The sequence below is a fragment of the Corynebacterium sp. KPL1986 genome (assembly GCF_000477975.1).
Classification (GTDB): domain Bacteria; phylum Actinomycetota; class Actinomycetes; order Mycobacteriales; family Mycobacteriaceae; genus Corynebacterium; species Corynebacterium accolens.
In genome coordinates this window covers 333068-350263 of record NZ_KI515719.1, presented here as the reverse complement: position 1 = coordinate 350263, position 17196 = coordinate 333068, and the positions used below count along the sequence as shown (strand labels likewise).

The 17196-nt window shown below is 58.4% G+C and carries 20 protein-coding genes; 1 reads left to right on the top strand and 19 read right to left on the bottom strand.

The annotated features are described in order from the left end of the window. The first annotated feature begins 65 nt into the window (after positions 1-65). Entirely contained in the window at positions 66-1244 is a 1179-nt protein-coding gene (locus HMPREF1287_RS01600) for an HNH endonuclease signature motif containing protein (RefSeq protein ID WP_023017797.1), read from the top strand. Here HMPREF1287_RS01600 and HMPREF1287_RS01595 read toward each other — a convergent pair. The 19 genes from HMPREF1287_RS01595 to atpB form a co-directional block, all read right to left on the bottom strand. Then, entirely contained in the window at positions 1241-2356 is a 1116-nt protein-coding gene (locus HMPREF1287_RS01595; protein ID WP_023017796.1) for a cysteine desulfurase family protein, read from the bottom strand. The two genes, HMPREF1287_RS01600 and HMPREF1287_RS01595, sit on opposite strands and share 4 nt — an antisense overlap. Then, positions 2356-3297 carry an electron transfer flavoprotein subunit alpha/FixB family protein gene (locus tag HMPREF1287_RS01590; RefSeq protein WP_023017795.1) on the bottom strand — a complete coding sequence of 314 codons (942 nt, stop codon included), beginning with the start codon at positions 3295-3297 and terminating at the stop codon, positions 2356-2358. Before HMPREF1287_RS01590 ends, HMPREF1287_RS01595 begins: the two co-directional genes overlap by 1 nt. Before the next feature lie 8 nt (positions 3298-3305). After that, positions 3306-4088 carry an electron transfer flavoprotein subunit beta/FixA family protein gene (locus tag HMPREF1287_RS01585; protein ID WP_023017794.1) on the bottom strand — a complete coding sequence of 261 codons (783 nt, stop codon included), beginning with the start codon at positions 4086-4088 and terminating at the stop codon, positions 3306-3308. A 26-nt stretch (positions 4089-4114) separates the two neighbouring features. Further along, positions 4115-5248 carry a hypothetical protein gene (locus HMPREF1287_RS01580; protein WP_023017793.1) on the bottom strand — a complete coding sequence of 378 codons (1134 nt, stop codon included), beginning with the start codon at positions 5246-5248 and terminating at the stop codon, positions 4115-4117. Next, positions 5245-6072, bottom strand: coding sequence for an NUDIX domain-containing protein (locus HMPREF1287_RS01575; RefSeq protein WP_005280210.1), 828 nt, complete (start codon positions 6070-6072; stop codon positions 5245-5247). The genes HMPREF1287_RS01580 and HMPREF1287_RS01575 overlap by 4 nt, the downstream gene beginning before the upstream one ends. Beyond that, positions 6072-6890: an ABC transporter ATP-binding protein gene (locus HMPREF1287_RS01570; RefSeq protein ID WP_023017792.1), complete on the bottom strand. Its 819-nt coding sequence runs from the start codon at positions 6888-6890 to the stop codon at positions 6072-6074. Before HMPREF1287_RS01570 ends, HMPREF1287_RS01575 begins: the two co-directional genes overlap by 1 nt. A 50-nt stretch (positions 6891-6940) precedes the next feature. Further along, entirely contained in the window at positions 6941-7858 is a 918-nt protein-coding gene (locus tag HMPREF1287_RS01565) for a tetratricopeptide repeat protein (RefSeq protein WP_023017791.1), read from the bottom strand. Then, a complete protein-coding gene (locus tag HMPREF1287_RS01560; protein WP_034653892.1) occupies positions 7858-8166 on the bottom strand; it encodes a thiamine-binding protein in 309 nt (102 codons plus the stop codon). The genes HMPREF1287_RS01565 and HMPREF1287_RS01560 overlap by 1 nt, the downstream gene beginning before the upstream one ends. A 10-nt stretch (positions 8167-8176) precedes the next feature. Next, the gene (locus HMPREF1287_RS12655) at positions 8177-8461 is read right to left on the bottom strand and encodes a hypothetical protein (protein WP_081445490.1); all 285 of its coding nucleotides are present in this window, start codon (positions 8459-8461) and stop codon (positions 8177-8179) included. Beyond that, on the bottom strand, positions 8461-9153 hold the full coding sequence (gene nucS, locus HMPREF1287_RS01555; protein ID WP_023017790.1) for an endonuclease NucS: 693 nt from the start codon (positions 9151-9153) through the stop codon (positions 8461-8463). Before nucS ends, HMPREF1287_RS12655 begins: the two co-directional genes overlap by 1 nt. A 21-nt stretch (positions 9154-9174) precedes the next feature. After that, positions 9175-9654: a DUF2550 domain-containing protein gene (locus tag HMPREF1287_RS01550; protein WP_005280203.1), complete on the bottom strand. Its 480-nt coding sequence runs from the start codon at positions 9652-9654 to the stop codon at positions 9175-9177. A 183-nt stretch (positions 9655-9837) separates the two neighbouring features. Beyond that, on the bottom strand, positions 9838-10212 hold the full coding sequence (locus tag HMPREF1287_RS01545; protein ID WP_005280202.1) for a F0F1 ATP synthase subunit epsilon: 375 nt from the start codon (positions 10210-10212) through the stop codon (positions 9838-9840). Positions 10213-10222: 10 nt separating this feature from the next. Continuing rightward, positions 10223-11668, bottom strand: a complete 1446-nt coding sequence (gene atpD, locus HMPREF1287_RS01540; protein WP_005280201.1) for a F0F1 ATP synthase subunit beta — start codon at positions 11666-11668, stop codon at positions 10223-10225. A 3-nt stretch (positions 11669-11671) separates the two neighbouring features. After that, positions 11672-12661 carry a F0F1 ATP synthase subunit gamma gene (locus HMPREF1287_RS01535; protein ID WP_005280200.1) on the bottom strand — a complete coding sequence of 330 codons (990 nt, stop codon included), beginning with the start codon at positions 12659-12661 and terminating at the stop codon, positions 11672-11674. Positions 12662-12711: 50 nt separating this feature from the next. Further along, the gene (gene atpA, locus HMPREF1287_RS01530) at positions 12712-14352 is read right to left on the bottom strand and encodes a F0F1 ATP synthase subunit alpha (RefSeq protein WP_023017789.1); all 1641 of its coding nucleotides are present in this window, start codon (positions 14350-14352) and stop codon (positions 12712-12714) included. Between the two features lie 60 nt (positions 14353-14412). After that, positions 14413-15228, bottom strand: coding sequence for a F0F1 ATP synthase subunit delta (locus HMPREF1287_RS01525; RefSeq protein ID WP_023017788.1), 816 nt, complete (start codon positions 15226-15228; stop codon positions 14413-14415). A 6-nt stretch (positions 15229-15234) separates the two neighbouring features. After that, entirely contained in the window at positions 15235-15804 is a 570-nt protein-coding gene (locus tag HMPREF1287_RS01520) for a F0F1 ATP synthase subunit B (protein WP_005280197.1), read from the bottom strand. Positions 15805-15847: 43 nt separating this feature from the next. Next, positions 15848-16087, bottom strand: a complete 240-nt coding sequence (locus HMPREF1287_RS01515; protein ID WP_005280196.1) for an ATP synthase F0 subunit C — start codon at positions 16085-16087, stop codon at positions 15848-15850. A 104-nt stretch (positions 16088-16191) separates the two neighbouring features. Beyond that, positions 16192-16992 (bottom strand): F0F1 ATP synthase subunit A, encoded by an 801-nt coding sequence (gene atpB, locus HMPREF1287_RS01510; RefSeq protein WP_005280195.1) that lies wholly within the window; start codon positions 16990-16992, stop codon positions 16192-16194. Positions 16993-17196 lie beyond the last annotated feature (204 nt).

The window sequence follows — 17196 nt, the reverse complement described above, 5'->3', positions numbered from 1 at the left end:
GTGAGCGGCTTATGGTGGAGCTATGGAAATTAGAAACTTAGTGCGAAATTCGGGGGATAATCGCCGTGGAGCCCTACTACCTCATCACTGACCCACACGATGACATCGCGGTTAGTGCCACCTGCAATAGAAAGTCCGACTACCTACTCTGGAAGGAAATTAAACCAAGCCTAGAAGACGATTTCGATATCTCGTGCCATACCTTGGCGGGTCGCACCGGCTTAAGCGAGAGGCGCACGAGGGATATCACCATGGCCCTGTACCGCTTAGAGGAATTGCCACGCACCCAACTGCTGCAGGAAACCTACTACTTCCTCGATTTCTCTCGGCTTATCACCATCGATGCGGTCTTGAGCAAACTTGGCGAGGTAGACAGCCGCATCCTTCGGCGCATAGACGCAGAATTAGAAAAGTACCTCACTCCCACAAAGCCGGGCCAAAGTTTTCCATCGAACGCTGCCCTGCGTCGAAAGCTCAATGGGCTCATCACGATGGAATCCCCGGACGCTACGGGAGACAAGGACTCCGAGGAAGAGGAATCTCGAAATGAATCCTATTTCATCTACCCCACCGCGGGTGGACGAGCAGGGTTAAACGTAGAGTTCGACGAAGATGCGCTCATCCTCATTGACGAGGTTGTTCAGCGCACAGCGGAAGAACACGGAATCAGCAAGGCCGATGCCCTGGCCCAGCTGATCCTCGGAACCGTCGAGGATAAATCGCAAGTACATCTATATATGTACCGCGCCAGCGATATAAAAGCGGCTCCCGGTTTTATCCAGGGCTATGGATGGGTTCACCCAGATACTGCTGACCGGCTAACCCCGACTACGACACGGGATATGGACCAAGCGGCAACAAGGGTAAGTCCGGCCTACTCCACGCCGCCGCTCATCGGTGCCTATGTGGAGGGTCGCGATGGTGTGTGCCGCTGGCCAGGGTGTAACCGCCCGGCCTACAGGTGCCAGAAGGACCACCGGATCGATTTCTCAGAGAGAGGAAAGACGACGGCGGGAAACTTGGCCTCGCTGTGCCAGCATCACCACAATGTAAAGACGGATAAAAGCGCCTTTTACATCATGGATCCGCACAGCGGGGACATTATCTGGCTCTTCCAAGACGGGCGGTGGGAATACGATGAACCGCAGGGGCCGCTAACGGCGAAGAATAAGAACTGGGCACTCACCGTTGCCCAGGCAATCGCCGCGCGGCGCAATGCTGCCAAAGAAAGGGCTGATACTTAAACCGTGCGGGCCCGAGCAACGACATCTGGCAAGTGCGCGAGCACGTAATCCACATCGTCTTCGGAGGTAAGGCGCCCCAAGGTGAACCGAAGGGAGCCGATTCCTTCATCCTCGCTGACGCCCATTGCAGAAAGCACATGGGACATGCGGTTGACGCCTGCGCTGCAGGCGCTGCCAGTCGATGCCTCAATCTGCAGCGAATCCAGCAGTATAATGAGGCTGTCGCCATCGGTGCCGGGGAAAAAAACATGTAGGTGCGACGGCAAGCATGGCTCGGTGGAATTCACCACGACGTTGTCAATGGAAGAAAGGATCCCATCCCGCAGCTTGTTCCGGAGTCCAGCGATGCGCTCGCCCTCGGCAGCGCTTTCGGCGATCGACTCCTCCAAGGCAGCGGCGAGCGCCGAGGCGCTGGCTACGTCCACCGTGCCTGGGCGAAGTCCGCGCTCTTGGCCGCCGCCATAGGAAATCGGCTGTGGCGCTGGGGTGCGCTTGGCCAATAGCACGCCGATACCGCGCGGGCCGCCAAACTTGTGGGCGCTGGCGGCGAGCGTCGTGATGCCCAATTCCGCAAAATTGATGGGCAGCTTGCCCGCTACCTGCACCGCATCCACGTGCATGGGAATACCGGATTGTTGCGCGAGGGAGGCAAGCTCCTCGATCGGCTGAATCGCACCGGTTTCGTTATTGGCCCACATGCAGGTGGCAAGATCGGCAGGTTTCGCGAAGGCGCCCCCATCGCTGATATGCCCGCTGCGGTCCACGGGGAGCAGGTCCACGGTGGCGCCGGCTTGGGCAAGCTTGCTCACGGTATCGCGCACGGCTGGGTGCTCAATATCCGTCGAGATGATGCGGTTGGTATTGCCTACAGCATAAAGGCCCTGGATAGCGATATTATCCGCCTCGGTGCCAGAGGAGGTAAAGACGACCTCGATGGGATCGCACCCAAGGAGGGAGGCGACTTTCTCGCGGGCATCGTCAAGCACGGAGCGTGCCCTGCGGCCAGAGGCGTACTGGGCGCTGGAGTTGAGCGAGCCGGAGGCGGCAACCCATGCGTCGATGGCGGATTGGCGCATCGGCTGGGTTGCAGCGTAGTCGAAATAGTGCGGCATTACTGGCGCGCCTTCAATTCCTCGGTCAGGGCTGGGGCGATTTCGTGCAGGTCACCGACGACGCCGAGATCTGCGATCTGGAAGAACGGCTCATCCTGGTCCTGGTTGACCACCACGATGGTGCCGGAGGTCTGCATGCCCGAGGTGTGCTGAATGGCACCGGAAATGCCCAGGCCAATGTAGAGATCGGGCGACACGGTCACACCAGTCTGGCCCACCTGATGGGTGGCATCGTAGAAGCCTTCATCGACGGCGTCGCGGGTGGCACCGACGGCGCCACCGAGGGCATCGGCAAGCGGCTCAACGATCTCGGCGAAGTTATCGCCCACGCCGCGGCCGCCGGAGACCACGACCTTGGCTGCGGTGAGCTCGGGGCGGGCGGACTTTTCGGCCGGAGTAAAGGAATTAACCTTGACGTCCTTCTCGGTTGCCGCAGGCAACGGCATGGGGGCCGGCTGGGATTCCACCTGCTGGGGCTCCGCCGCAACGGAACCCGGCTGCAGGGTATAGATCGGGCAGCTGCCGGAAGCCTGCGAGGTGGTCTCGTAGGTGCCACCGAAAATGGTCATGGTTGCAGAGCCATCCGCCTTGATGGAATCCACATTCGCGAGCGCGCCGGAAGCCAGGCGGGCAGACAGGCGGCCCGCAATCTCGTTATTCGTCGGGCTGGCGGCCAGGACGATGGGCGCCGGATTGGCTGCGCCCAGGGCGTGCAAGGCATCAACCTCAGGGGTCACCAGGCGCTGGTCATAATCCTCCGCCGTTGCCTGCACCACCTGGGCGGCGCCGAGGGCGGCTAGCTCTGCATCGAAGGCATCTGCCTGCTTGCCGACGACCACCGCAGACACCGTACCCAATTCGCGTGCGGCGGTAATGAGCTCACCGGTGACGGGGAGAATGCTGTCTGCATCGTGTTCAACAAGTACGTAAACGTGAGACATTTTTACTCCTAAATCAAGTTCTTTGCGGCTAGGAAGTCAGCAATCTTCTTCGCAGCATCCTGCGGCTGCGGCTCCGAGATAACCTCGCCGGCCGTGCGCGGCGGGCGCTTGGAAGATTCGGTAACGGTCGTGGTGGGCGCAATGGCTTCGATGCCTAGGTCCGCCACGTTCAAAGTGGTGATCTCTGCCTTCTTTGCAGCCATAAGTCCCTTGAAGTTGGGGAAACGCGGCTTATCCGCCTTATCGGTGACGGAAATAATCGCTGGAAGGGCTGCCTCGAGCTCCCAGGTTCCGCGGGCGTCTTCGCGGCTGCCTTTTACCGTGCTGCCCGAAAGCTCCACCTGGTGCAGCTCGGTCAATGCGGGCAGTTGGCGGTATTCAGCGAGCAGTCCCGCGAGCGTTCCGGTGGAGGCATCGGAAGCCTCATTGCCCAAGGTGATCAATTGGACATCCTCTAGCGTGTTAATTGCTGCGTTCAGGGTCCACGCGGTAGACAGTGCATCGGCGCCGGCTAGGGCGTCATCGGATACGAGGACCGCGTCATCTGCACCCATCGCAAGCGCCTTGCGGAGGGCCTCATCTGCTTGTGCGGGGCCCATCGTTAAAGCGACAACACGGTAGTTTTCATCCGGATTTTCATCGCACAGGCGTAGCGCCTGTTCCACGGAGTATTCATTAATTTCATCAATGATGTTGTCCACGGAGGTGCGATCCAGGGTGTGGTCATCCTCCAAAGATTTGGTGGACCACGTATCCGGTACATGCTTGACCAGAGCCACAATCGTTGGCATTGGGGGCACTCACCTTTCCGATAGATTTATATTGCGTAATTCTCTTCGGACGATAATACTCGGGGTTGGCAGAGCAAAGCGATACCCTGTGAGCCAATTCGCGTAATGATGACCGCGAAAGGCCGCGATCCCTTCAACTTCATCTGTTTCCTTAGCTGGTCAGGGTCAACATCGACGCCGCGCACAAGGATTTCTAGGCTGCCTGCATCATAGGCCTTTAGTACAGATTTTAGGCGCTTTAGGGGGACCTTTTCTATGAATGGAAATCCCGACGTTCCCTGTGGAATGCGCTCGCCCGTCAGGTACGCAATTCGCGGATCAATCTGCCACAAGCCCTCGCGCGCCGCGTAGTGCTGCACGAGTCCAGCGCGCACCACTGCCCCATCTGGATCAATGAGGAAGGTGCCGATGTCGCCAGCCTCAGGCAGGTTCTGCTCTTCATCCGTGAGGACGTCAACTGACTCGCCCTGAATCATCACCGCATGCCTGCCCGTTCCGAGGCCTGGTGTGTAGAGGCACGATTCCTTAACTGCCCCATTGACGCTGCTGACGGTGACCAATCCGTCCCAGTCACTAAAATCAAGGCCGGGTGCGCACTTAATGGCCAGGTGTGCGTCCCGGTGCGCGGCGATCAGGTCCGGTAGCGGTGGCAGCAAATCCTCCGGACGGGAGATGCGACGCCCCGCCTTTCTGCGGGCGGGATCGGCGATAATGACGTCCGCTGTGGTGGTCGTGGTGAGTGCATCTGCTTGAAACAAGGCGTTAGAAGCCAAATTATGCCGGGCCATGGCAAGGCGCGAAGCATCGATATCGGAGCCGAAGTAGTCAAGGCTCGTTCCATAGCCTTCGGTACCGATGGAGCACGTGACATCGTGCACGGTGCGCATTCCCCGCTGCTGCAGGAATTCTGAGCGATAGCGCGCAACCGACAGCGGGGTGGCTTGCTGGGCGGAATCGGCATCCATAAGCCAGGTCTCAGGCAGTTTTCCTCCCCGCCGGGCAGTAAGTAGCTCCATGGCGCAGCGCGCATAGTCGCCGTAGGCTGCTTTCAGCTTTTCCAAATCCTTCAACTGCGAAGCCTTGCTCAGATCCAAGTCCAAGCTAGCCAGTTCGGCGTTATGTTCACTTAAGAAACGGACTTCATCGAAGTTAAAACTCATATGCGCTCTGTAGGGGTGGTGGCGAAATATTCCGCGTACTGCGGGTCATCGCGGGGATCGCCGATGACGGGGCGAAGGTCGGACGAGGAGGCATCATCAAGCACCTCCTGGACGGTGGAGTACTTGCATAACCGTTGCATTTGCGCCCATGTAGGAACTACGAGGCGGACGAGGCCTGCCCGCCAGCCCTCTAGGATGAGCTGCGGCGAAAACCACCCGGCATCATCTGCTTCGTGAGTGTCCCCGTCCGGCTCCTGCCCGCTCGGAAGCAGGCCAACGAAGAAAAAAGTATCGAACCAATGGTTTTTGCTTTGCCCCACCCACCGAGCCCAGGGAAGGAGCATATCGGCATCGACGCGCATCCCGTTATTGCTAAGGAACTCGGTGAAGGAGATGGTGTGGCTTTCTAGGAGCCTGCGCTCGCGGTGATACCGGCGCGCATTAGAAATCGTGCCGTCATCCCGGATCGCAAACAAGGTACCGGATTCCTCGAAGAGCTCGCGGGCCGCGGCGAAGACGAGGGCGTGGGCCTTGTACTTGGTGACTCCCATCCGCCGAGCCATAGCCACAACGGACTTTCCGGCCCACAAGTCACCGGAATCCCACGAACGCGGTGGGAAATCGCGCGGGTCTACCCCACCGCCGGGGAATACGGCATGGCCCGGGTAGTTACGCATGGTGCTCACGCGTTCTTGGACCCAGACCTCGAGCCCGTCGGGGCCATCGCGAAGCAAGAGCACGGTCGCCGCCATGCGCCCACCATTGAACCCGGTGGTATCGCTGGCGTCGATCGCATCGAGCCGGTCATGAATCTGGTTGTTCATTAAGATATCCGGCGGGCAAAGTACCGCTGCCCAATGCGATCTACTTGGATGGGCTGGTGGAAGGCCTGAGACAAGTTCTCCGAGGTCAGCACGGAGTTAATGAGCCCCTTCGCTACTACTTCTCCTTCATCCAGAAGCATCGCGTGGGTAAAGCCGTACGGGATTTCTTCCACGTGGTGGGTAATCATGACGATGGCCGGGGCATCCGGATCCATCGCGAGATCGCCCAAGTATCCCACGAGATCTTCGCGCCCGCCGAGATCCATGCCAGCAGAAGGCTCATCCAGGATGAGCAGCTCCGGATTGGACATCAAAGCGCGGGCGAGGATGACGCGCTTCTTCTCGCCTTCCGAAAGCGTCGTCCACGTACGTTCCTTTAAGTGGCTAGCGCCAACCTGGGCCAAGATGTCATCGGCGCGGGAAAAGTCCATGTCTTGGTATTCTTCGCGCCACCGGCCCAAGACCGCGTAACCGGCAGAAATGACGAGGTCATAGACCCGCTCATCCGCGGGAATGCGCGATTGCACGGCGGCGGAGGAAAGACCAATCAGCGCGCGCAGATCACGCATATCGGTCTTGCCAATTTGCTCGCCCATCAAAAAGGCCGTGCCCTTGGAGGGAAATTCCTCCGCGGCCGCCATGCGCACCAGGGAGGTCTTTCCGGCACCGTTCGGCCCGATGATGACCCAGCGTTCATCGAGCTCGACCTGCCAGTCCACGGGCCCTACCAAGTTCTTGCCACCGCGGCGAAGCTCCACGCCACGGAAGTCGATGAGCCAGTCTTGATCAGTTGGGGTTACGTCGTTCACGCCTTCCATTGTGACTGATCTATTCACCGCCCGCAGTAATTGACACAGCTCCGCCGACTTTAATACAGCGCGCTTGCCAGCTTCGTGCGCGCTTCAAGAACGCGCGGATCATTGCCTGCAAAAAGCCCAAAGAGCTCAAGCAGGCGTTCCCTGAGCTGGGCCTTCTCATCGCCGGCGGTAACCTTCATGGCCTCGATGAGGCGGTCGAAGGCCTTTTCAGGGGCACCTGCAACGACTTCGGCATCGGCGGCACGCATTTGCTTGCCGATGTCCCCCTTATCCCCATCCGCAGCAGCAATCGGGTCCTCGGTTTGGTTTGCCGGATCCAGCCGCTTGAGAAGCTTCGTTGTGTCCCGCGCCTGCTTAATCTGCGTATTATCCGGTTCCGCTTCCAAGATGGATTCGTAGACCTTGATCGCGCCATCGAAATCGCCGGAGTTCAGGAAGGATTCTGCCTCCTGCAGGCGAGGGTCGTCCTCTTCTTCCTCCTCCGCTGCGGCCGGTGCAGCCTCGAGCCCCTTCAGCTGCGGTCCGACGTTTTCTACCAAGCTATCCAGCCACTGCTTGAGGGCCTCCTTCGGCTGCGCTCCCTCGAAATTGGTCAGCGGTTGGCCTGCGCCAATGGCTACCACGGTGGGCAGGTTCTTCACGCCGAAGGCCTGCGCGACCTGTGGAGTGGCATCCGCATCCACGTAGCCTACGAGGAAGCTTAGGTTTCCCGCCGCAGCTAATTCCTGCAGGTCCTGCTTCAGCTGGTCGGATTGGGTAGAGCGCGAGGTGCCAATGAGGACGACGACCGGCACCTCAGTGGAGCGGCGCACCACCTCGGTCTCGAAATTCGCCTCGGTGACGGTAAAAAATGGCTGGACTCCGTTAGACTGCGGCTGCTCTTGTGCCTGCTGGCGGGCTTCCGCACGGGCCTTGACCTGGCTGAGATCGAGGGTGCCGCCTACATAAGCATTATTCGCAGAAGTCATTAATCCTCCTTAGCTAAACGACGATTCACGGCGTCTACTTTATCTGTCAATTGATTCGTCACGCCTTCGCGGATATCGGCCTTAATAACCAACGAGGTGCGAGGCGATACCGCACGCACCGCTTCGGTGGCTTTCTTAATAGTGCCGAAAACCTCGTCCCACTCGCCTTCTACAAGGGTAAACATGGCGTTGGTTTCATTAGGCAGGCCGGATTCCCGCACCACGCGGACCGCCTCCGCCACGGCATCGGCCATCTCGCCGGAGTCATTATCCACCACTGCGGGTGCTACTGAAAATGCAACAATCATGCCCGTAAGTCTACCTTCGCTCCCAGCAATGCCGGTGCCAATGACGGCGGTCATCGCCCTGCCTGCCGGTATCGCGCGGCCAGGCGACGATGTGGGCAACCCCAGGCGGAATATTTTGGTTACACCCCGGGCAAATATAGAATTTTTGCGCCCGCGCTGAACCGATGTGCCGCATGATATACGGCTCCCCGTGCGTCCAGCTGGGGCCCTCGACCGTCTGCGAACCAAGGAAGGTAGAGCCGTCCTTGGGCAGCGGCCGGAATTCCTGTGGTTTCCGCCTATTTCGCCGTGGCATTAAAACAACCGCAATTCTTTCGACTCGAGCCCGCGCAGCTCTTGGTAATCCAAGACCACGCAGCGGATGCCGCGGTCTTCGGCAAGCGTTCGGGCCTGTGGCTTAATCTCTTGCGCAGCAAAAATGCCAGATACCGGAGCGATTAGTTCATCGCGGTTCAATAGCTCAAGGTAGCGGGTTAATTGCTCTACGCCGTCGATGCCACCGCGCCGCTTGACCTCCACGGCAACATTCCGGTTATCGGCATCTTTAGCCATGATGTCTACCGGGCCAATGGCCGTGGGGTACTCGCGGCGCACAAGGGTGAAATTGGAGCCCAAGGTGTCGATCTTTTCGGCCAAAAGCTCCTGTAGGTGCGCCTCCACGCCATCCTTTACTAGGCCGGGGTCTTCGCCCATCTCGTAGGAGATATCCTCGTGGATTTCCGCGATAGTGATGCGCAATTGCTCACCCTTCGGGTTTTCCACTAGCCACAAGACCTCGCCCGTGTCATTGCCATCCACGTCTTCAATGACGGATTCCTGTACCGTACACGGCGGCGTCATCCAATTGAGGGGCTTATACGCGCGGTCATCGGCATGGACCGATACCGAGCCGTCTGCTTTGACGATGAGCAGGCGGTCCGCCAAGGGCAGGTGGGCGTCGAGCCGTCCCACGTAATCAACTGAACAACGGGCGATTACTAAGCGCATGGCTACTACCCTAGCCTGTTGCTATTGGCGCTTGGACTGCCGGGTGGCTCGCTCCCGCAATTGCTTGTAATCAAAGCGCTGTTGCCGCTTGGACGGCGCAGCCTCGACCCAGGCTTCGAAGGCCATGATCCCTCGGGCATCGGAAGCCAGCTCGTATTCCGCATCCCCGGTACTAAAGTGCACTACCTCGGTGGCATCAGACATGAAAGAAGCCTCGTCATCATCCAAAGAACGGGAGTTCAAAATGGTGATGTCGAGGCGATTAAACCACAGGTTATAGCGCGGAAATACAGAGCGCAGTTTGAAATATTCAACAACTTCTCCGGTATAGCGCAGCACGCCATGGCGCCAAGAAAAGCTATCCTTCGCCGGCATTGAGCGCAACAACACCGCGGTTCCGCGCGAGCGCAGAGTAAAAAATCGCAGGGCCGCCAGCAGAACTACTAGCAATACCACCAACGCTAAGGCCCACAGGACCACCGAGATAACCGTTGAATTCATGGGCTCCACACGCCATCCTTGGTTAGTGAAAGAACAATTATTTGGATTGTAGCGCCTGATTCCGCCTCCGCGCCAATAACAAAAGACAAAGAAAACGTGAAAAAGCGCACCGGATACATTCCAGTGCGCTTTTCTGAGAGCAGGAAGGGCGGCTATTGCTGCCCTCTCCTACCAATCCAAGGTTTATTCAGCCTTTGCTGCGCGGCGAAGTGCACGCAATGCAGCCTCACCGCGGGACTTGGTGAGCTCATGAGCCGAAGAGGAGTCCTCTTCCGCCTGGGCCTCATCCACCTCATCGGACCAGATGGCCCAATCAGCGAGGACGGTAATCTTGTCCTGGGTAACGGAGAGGAAGCCACCCTGGACGGCGGCAACGCGCCGCGCGCCATCAACTGGGTGGATGGTCACTACGCCATTGTCGATCAACTGACCGATCACAGGCTCGTGACCGGGAAGCACGCCGATCTCACCCTCGGTGGTCTCAGCCGTCACTATGGAGGCCTGACCAGACCACAATGAGCGCTCGACGGAAACCAATTCGGCGGTGATGTCAGCCATGTGCCTCTCCCTACTTCTCGTTCAACTTCTTGTATGCAGCTTCGACATCGTCCAAGCCACCCAAGCCGTTGAAGGCCTGCTCTGGGTAGTGGTCAAACTCACCGTTGCAGATGCGCTCGAAGGCATCGATGGTGTCCTGCAGCGGCACGTAAGAGCCCTCCAGGCCAGTGAACTTCTGCGCAACGAAGAAGTTCTGGCCCAAGAAGCGCTCGATACGGCGGGCACGCTGCACGGTCACCTTGTCTTCTTCAGACAGCTCGTCCATACCAAGGATGGCGATGATGTCTTGCAGTTCCTTATTCTTCTGCAGAATACCGATGACGCGCTGTGCTACCTCGTAGTGCTTCTCGCCCACAATGCCTGGCTCGAGGATACGAGAGGTAGAGGTCAGCGGGTTCACTGCCGGGTAAATACCCTTGGAAGCAATGGCACGGTCCAGCTCGGTCGTCGCATCCAAGTGGGCGAAGGTCGTAGCTGGGGCCGGGTCAGTGTAGTCATCGGCAGGCACGTAAACGGCCTGCAGAGAGGTAATGGAACGACCCTTGGTGGAGGTAATGCGCTCCTGCAACACACCCATCTCATCAGCCAAGGTTGGCTGGTAACCCACGGCGGAAGGCATGCGACCCAGCAGGGTGGATACCTCGGAGCCGGCCTGGGTGAAACGGAAGATGTTGTCAATGAACAGCAGCACGTCCTGGTTCTGCACATCGCGGAAGTACTCCGCCATGGTCAGGCCGGACAGAGCCACGCGCATACGAACTCCTGGTGGCTCGTCCATCTGGCCGAAGACAAGGGCGGTATCTTGCAGAACGCCCATCTCTTCCATTTCCAGGAAGAGGTCGGTGCCCTCACGGGTGCGCTCGCCGACGCCGGCGAAGACCGACGTACCGGAGAACTCGCGGGCAATACGGGTAATCATTTCCTGAATCAGGACCGTCTTACCCACACCTGCACCACCGAAGAGGCCAATCTTGCCGCCCTTAACGTAAGGGGTCAGCAGGTCAATGACCTTAATACCGGTTTCGAGGATTTCGGTCTTGCCCTCGAGCTGGTCGAACGCTGGTGGCTCGCGGTGGATACCCCACTGCTCGCCATCGCGGCCGAGGCCTGGCTCATCGAGGCAGTCACCGAGGGCGTTAAAGACGTGGCCCTTGACGACGTCGCCGACCGGAACGGAGATAGGCTCTCCGGAGTCGACTACCTCGGCGCCACGGACGAGGCCATCGGTAGGTGCCATGGACACGGTACGAACGAGGTTGTCACCGAGGTGCTGAGCGACCTCGAGGGTGACGGTCTTTGCCACAGCTTCGAGCTTAATCTCGACGTGGAGTGCGTTGTACAGGGCCGGAAGTGCCTCGCGTGGGAATTCCACGTCCACCACCGGACCGATGACGCGCACGACACGACCGGCGACTGCCGAAGACTGTGCATTCTGCTCTTGCAGAGCTGTAGTCATAATCTAGTCACTTTCTGCGCTGTCAGATAGCGCGCCAGCGCCACCGACGATCTCTGAAATTTCCTGGGTAATCTGCGCCTGACGGGCCTGGTTGGCCACGCGAGACAGGTCATTGACCATCTCGGTTGCGTTGTCAGTAGCAGATTTCATAGCTGTACGGCGTGCAGCGGACTCGGAAGCCGAAGCCTCCAAGAACATAGCAAACAGGATACGCGAGACGTACTGCGGAAGCAGCGCTTCCATCAGGGTATCCGCGTCCGGTTCGAACTCGAAGTCTGCGGAAATGTTTTCCGTCGGCTCCGGATCTTCCAGTGCGGAGTCACCCATCTCGTACTCCTCGCCCTGCACTACCGGCTCAACAGGCAAAAGCTGCTGCGCACGCGCGGTTTGAGTCAGCATGGATTCAAACTCGGTGTAGACGACGTGTACCTGGTCGAAACCGGTAACACCTGCGCCTTCACCTTCCGCATGCAGGCCCTCGCGGCCCTTGGTAGTGCCCTTCGAACCAGCAACGAAGCCATCGATCATGTGGCGACGCACATCGTGGGTGCCCTCCCAGGTTGGATCCTGAGAGAAACCATCCCAGCTGCCTGCTACCTCTTCCTCGCGGAAGTTGTAGTGGCCGATGCCCTTGCTGCCGGTGACGTAGCGAACTACTTCGTAGCCCTTGCTTTCGAGGAGGGCCTTGAGCTGGGCTGCCTTCTTGAAGACGTTGTTGTTGTAGCCACCGCACATGCCTCGGTCAGAGGTGATTACGAGAATCGCGGCGACGTTGCCGTCTTCACGCTCGCGCAGCATAGGGTGCTCTAGCGTCGACGCTGCAGCCAACCTGTTCATGACATTGGTCAGCTCAGTCGCGTACGGCTGAGAGGCTTCCACCCGAGCCTGCGCTTTGGTAATGCGCGAGGTAGCAATGAGCTCCTGGGCTTTAGTGATCTTCTTAGTCGAGTTCACGGACCGAATGCGGTCGCGCAATTCGCGAAGATTAGCCATCGTTTCTCCTCCCTTCTTTCATATAGACGGTTAATTACGAGAGCTGAACTCTACTTAGCCGTCTTCCGGGAGACGTTGAGCTCGGTGCTTTTCACGTCATTTTCGTCCAAAGGATCTACAGGCTCTTCGGTACCCAAGTTGTGGCCCTCGGAGGTGCGGAACGTAGGAGCGAACTCCTTGGCTGCGGCCTCGAGTGCTTCCTTGGACTCATCGCTGAGCGCCTTGCCGCCGGCGATCTGCTCAAAGACCTCTGGAGTATTGGCGTTGAGGTACTCGTGCACCTCGGCCTCGAAGCGGCGAACGTCTTCGACGGGAACGACGTCGAAGATGCCTGCCTCGGCGAGGTAGATGGATACCATCTGGTATTCCACCGGCTGCGGCGAGGACTCGGACTGCTTCAGCAGCTCGACCAAGCGAGAGCCGCGCTCCAGCTGTGCCTTGGAGGCAGCGTCCAGGTCGGATGCGAAGGCAGCGAATGCCTGCAGGTCACGGTATGCAGCCAGGTCAAGACGGAGGTTACCGGCAACCTTCTTCATACCCTTGGTCTGTGCCGCACCACCAACACGGGAGACGGACACACCGACGTTAATAGCCGGGCGAACACCCTGGTTGAAGAGGTCGGACTCCAAGAAGACCTGACCGTCAGTAATGGAAATGACGTTGGTCGGAATGAAGGCACTGACGTCATTAGCCTTGGTCTCGATGATGGGCAGTGCGGTCATGGAGCCGGCACCCATGTCATCGGAAAGCTTGGCAGCGCGCTCCAGCAAGCGGGAGTGCAGGTAGAAGACGTCGCCTGGGTAAGCCTCACGTCCCGGCGGGCGGCGCAGCAACAGCGAAATTGCGCGGTATGCCTCAGCCTGCTTGGTCAGGTCATCGTAGATAACCAGGACGTGGTTGCCCTGGTACATCCACTGCTGGCCCAATGCAGCACCGGAGAACGGTGCCAGCCACTTGTAGCCGGCGGAATCAGAAGCTGGGGCCGCCACGATGGTGGTGTAATCCAGCGCGCCGTGCTCCTCAAGGGTGCGGCGCACGCTGGCGATGGTCGAGCCCTTCTGGCCGATGGCGACGTAAATACAACGGACCTGCTTGTCCTTGTCGCCGGACTCCCAGTTAGCCTTCTGGTTCAAAATGGTATCGATGGTAACCGCGGTCTTACCGGTCTTACGGTCACCAATGATCAGCTGACGCTGACCACGGCCGATCGGGGTCATCGCATCGATAGCCTTGATGCCGGTCTGCATTGGCTCTTCAACCGGCTGGCGCTGCAGCACCGAAGGTGCCTGCAACTCGAGGACGCGCTCCTCTTCGCTTTCGATTGGGCCCAAGCCGTCGATGGGCTGGCCCAGTGGGTTAATAACGCGGCCGAGGAAGTCCTCGCCCACGGGGATGGAAAGGACCTCTCCGGTCCTCTTAACCTCGTCGCCCTCCTTGAGGGACTCGTAGTTACCCAGGACCACGACACCAATGGAATTGGTATCAAGGTTCTGTGCGACGCCAATTACGCCGCCGGGGAACTCGAGCAGCTCATTCGCCATAACGGATGGCAGGCCAGAAACCTGCGCAATACCGTCAGCTGCCGAAATGACCACGCCGACCTCCTCACGGGAGGCCTCCGCGGAGTAGCTCGAGGTGTAGTTCGCAATCGCACTACGGATCTCGTCGGAGGAGATCGTCAGCTCCGCCATGTTCTTCCTGCTCTCGGTAGTATCTTCCAGCACTTACTTAAATCGTTTCTGTCGTTTCGGCTACACCATCTGGGCACGGAAGCGGGCAATTTTGCCTGCCGTCGAGCCGTCAATGATTTCATCGCCGACGCGGATGCGCATGCCACCGAGGAGGCTGGTGTCAACCTCAGAGTGAATGGACATCGCACGACCATAAATTTTGCCCAGCTTCTCAGCGAGTACTGCCTGCTGGCCTTCATTCAATTCACCCGCAGCGACTACGCGCGCGATGGTGCGATCCTGCAGCGCTGCTGCAGCATCGGCCAATCCGGCAACGTCATCAATGGGGTTCTGCTCTGGGCGGCTGATGGCCTGCAGCGCGAGCGCTTCAGTAAACATCGTCACCTTGCCGTAGAGCACGTTTGCCAGCAATCCGCGCTTGCGTGCGGATTCAGCAGTTCGATCGGAAAGCAGCTGGGTAAGCTCGCCCTCGCGGTCCAGAATCTGCGCCAAGCGGAAAAGCTCGTCTTCGACCTGGCCCAACTGGCCCTGCGCCTCGGCGGCGCGCAGCAATGCGCGGCGACCCAAGGATACAAGCCCGTTGACGAAGTCCTTTGGCGAAGACCATTGGTTCGCCGCAGCTTCCTGCAGGATGCTCAGTGCACCGGCAGAAATCTTGGAGCCAAAGAGATTCTCGGCCAAGGACTTGCGTGCTTCAGCCGGGGCTGCGACGTCAATGAAGGACACGCGCAATTCGCGGTCCCCATCCAAAACGTCGACGACCTCAAAAATGTCTAGGCCCGCTTGAACTGCACTAGCGACGTTCTTATCGCCAGCGAGGATTTCATCCACACGGGATTGTGAGTTCGCGAGTGCTTCGCGGCTAGCTGCCTTCATAGTTGCCTACTTTCCGGCCGGTGCCACAGAGTCGAGCTCGGACAAAAAGCCATCGATGGTAGAGGACTTCTTGGAGGCGTCAGAAAGCTCGCCGCCCAGAATCTTTTCTGCCAGGTTGATGGAGTTCTGTCCCATTTCGGAACGCAGCTCAGTAACAACCTGCGCACGAGAAGCTTCCAACTGCTTTTCGCCATTGGCGACGATGCGGCGGGATTCCTCTTCTGCTTGGCTCTTCGCGTCAGCCTCGATCTGCTTGCCGCGCTCGCGCGCCTGCTCGCGGATCTCGGCTGCCTCTGCGCGGGCATCAGCCAGCTGAGCATTGTACTTTTCTAGAGCAGCCTTGGCCTCGGCCTGCTGGGCCTCAGCGCGCTTCATGCCGCCCTCAATCCGGTCTTCACGCTCTTCGAGCAACTTGGTGTAACGAGGAAGCACGAACTTCCAGAACAACCAGAGAATTACGATGAAGCACAGCAAAGACCAGAAAATGTCATAGTTCTTGGGCAGAAGAACGGAGAAGCTACCCGAACCTGGGTTCTCCTCGCCCTCTGCTGCAAGCATATAAACGACGTTATTCATAGGTCTCCCGTCTTAAAAGTTTCGGTTTGGAAAACTCGTACTTTTAGAACAGGAAGCCGGCAACCAGGCCGATAAGGGCCAGGGCCTCGGTGAAGGCGATACCCAGGAACATGGTGGTACGCAGCTGGCCGGCCATCTCCGGCTGGCGAGCCATAGCCTCAACGGTCTTGCCGGCAACGATGCCGATACCGATACCTGGGCCGATAGCAGCCAGGCCATAGCCGATGGTGCCGAAGCCTTCGAACGTCGTAGCAGCATCCTGTGCCAGAATGATTTCGTTCATGGTGAAAGTCGTTCCCTTTCGTAAAAATCTTCAGTCCGAACCGGACCGAATGTCAGTGTTGTGTAATTAGGTGGATTACTCGGTCGCGCTCGTCGACCTCGTCCTTAGTGCGAATCAGCGTGCAAGGACAACTCGATGTACACCGCCGTCAACAAAGCGAAGATGTACGCCTGCAAGAAGATAACCAGAATCTCGAACAGGCTCATAGCCAAGCCCAAGACCACGGTCAGCCCAGACAGGACGGTCCAACCATTTAGCTGCCAGAAGAAGAAGTTCGTAGCAGAGAAGAGAAGAACCAGGATGATGTGTCCAGCAAGGAAGTTCGCCATGAGACGAATTGCAAGGGTAACCGGTCGCAGAATGAACGTAGAGAAGAACTCAATCGGTACCACCAAGAGGTGCAATGCCGGTGGCAAGTTCGGAATCACTACGGAGGAGCGAATGAACTTACCAAAGCCGTAGCGCTTGGCGCCGGCGTAAATCATGACGATGTACGAAACGGCTGCCAACACAATTGGCATACCAATACGACCGTTGGGCGAGACGTTAAGTCCCGGGATAACGGTCGCGACGTTCATAAACAGAACCGCGAAGAAGATGCTAGCGATAATTGGCAGGAATCGCTTTCCCTCCTTCTTACCCAAAATGTCCTCGGCGATGTGGACGCGGACGAAGTCGACCGCGTTCTCGCCCACATTCTGAATGCCAGAAGGAACCAACTTAGGGTTCTTAAAGGCAGCCCAGAAAAGGATCACCACAATTAGCGTCATCAAAATGCGAATCAGCATCAGGCGATCAAGCGCGAACCATCCGTCGGCGAAGTCACCGAAAAACAGATGGTCGGCATCAATTTGCCCCGGGAAGAATTCTTCACCTAGATCGGGCGTATGGAAGTGCCCTTTCATAGCCAATGTTGTAACGCTCAGCGTTCTCTCCCGTGTTCGGGCCACACAGCCAATAGCTGGCTTCTGTGGTGCGATGGACGTCTCAAACTCTCTGCCTTGAACACGGACTCCGTCGCACATCAGCGTGAACAAGACAGGGATTTACCGTGCAGGATAAAAGCGCAACACTTAACCCCGCGGTAACCCGAAGCAAATCGTATCAGC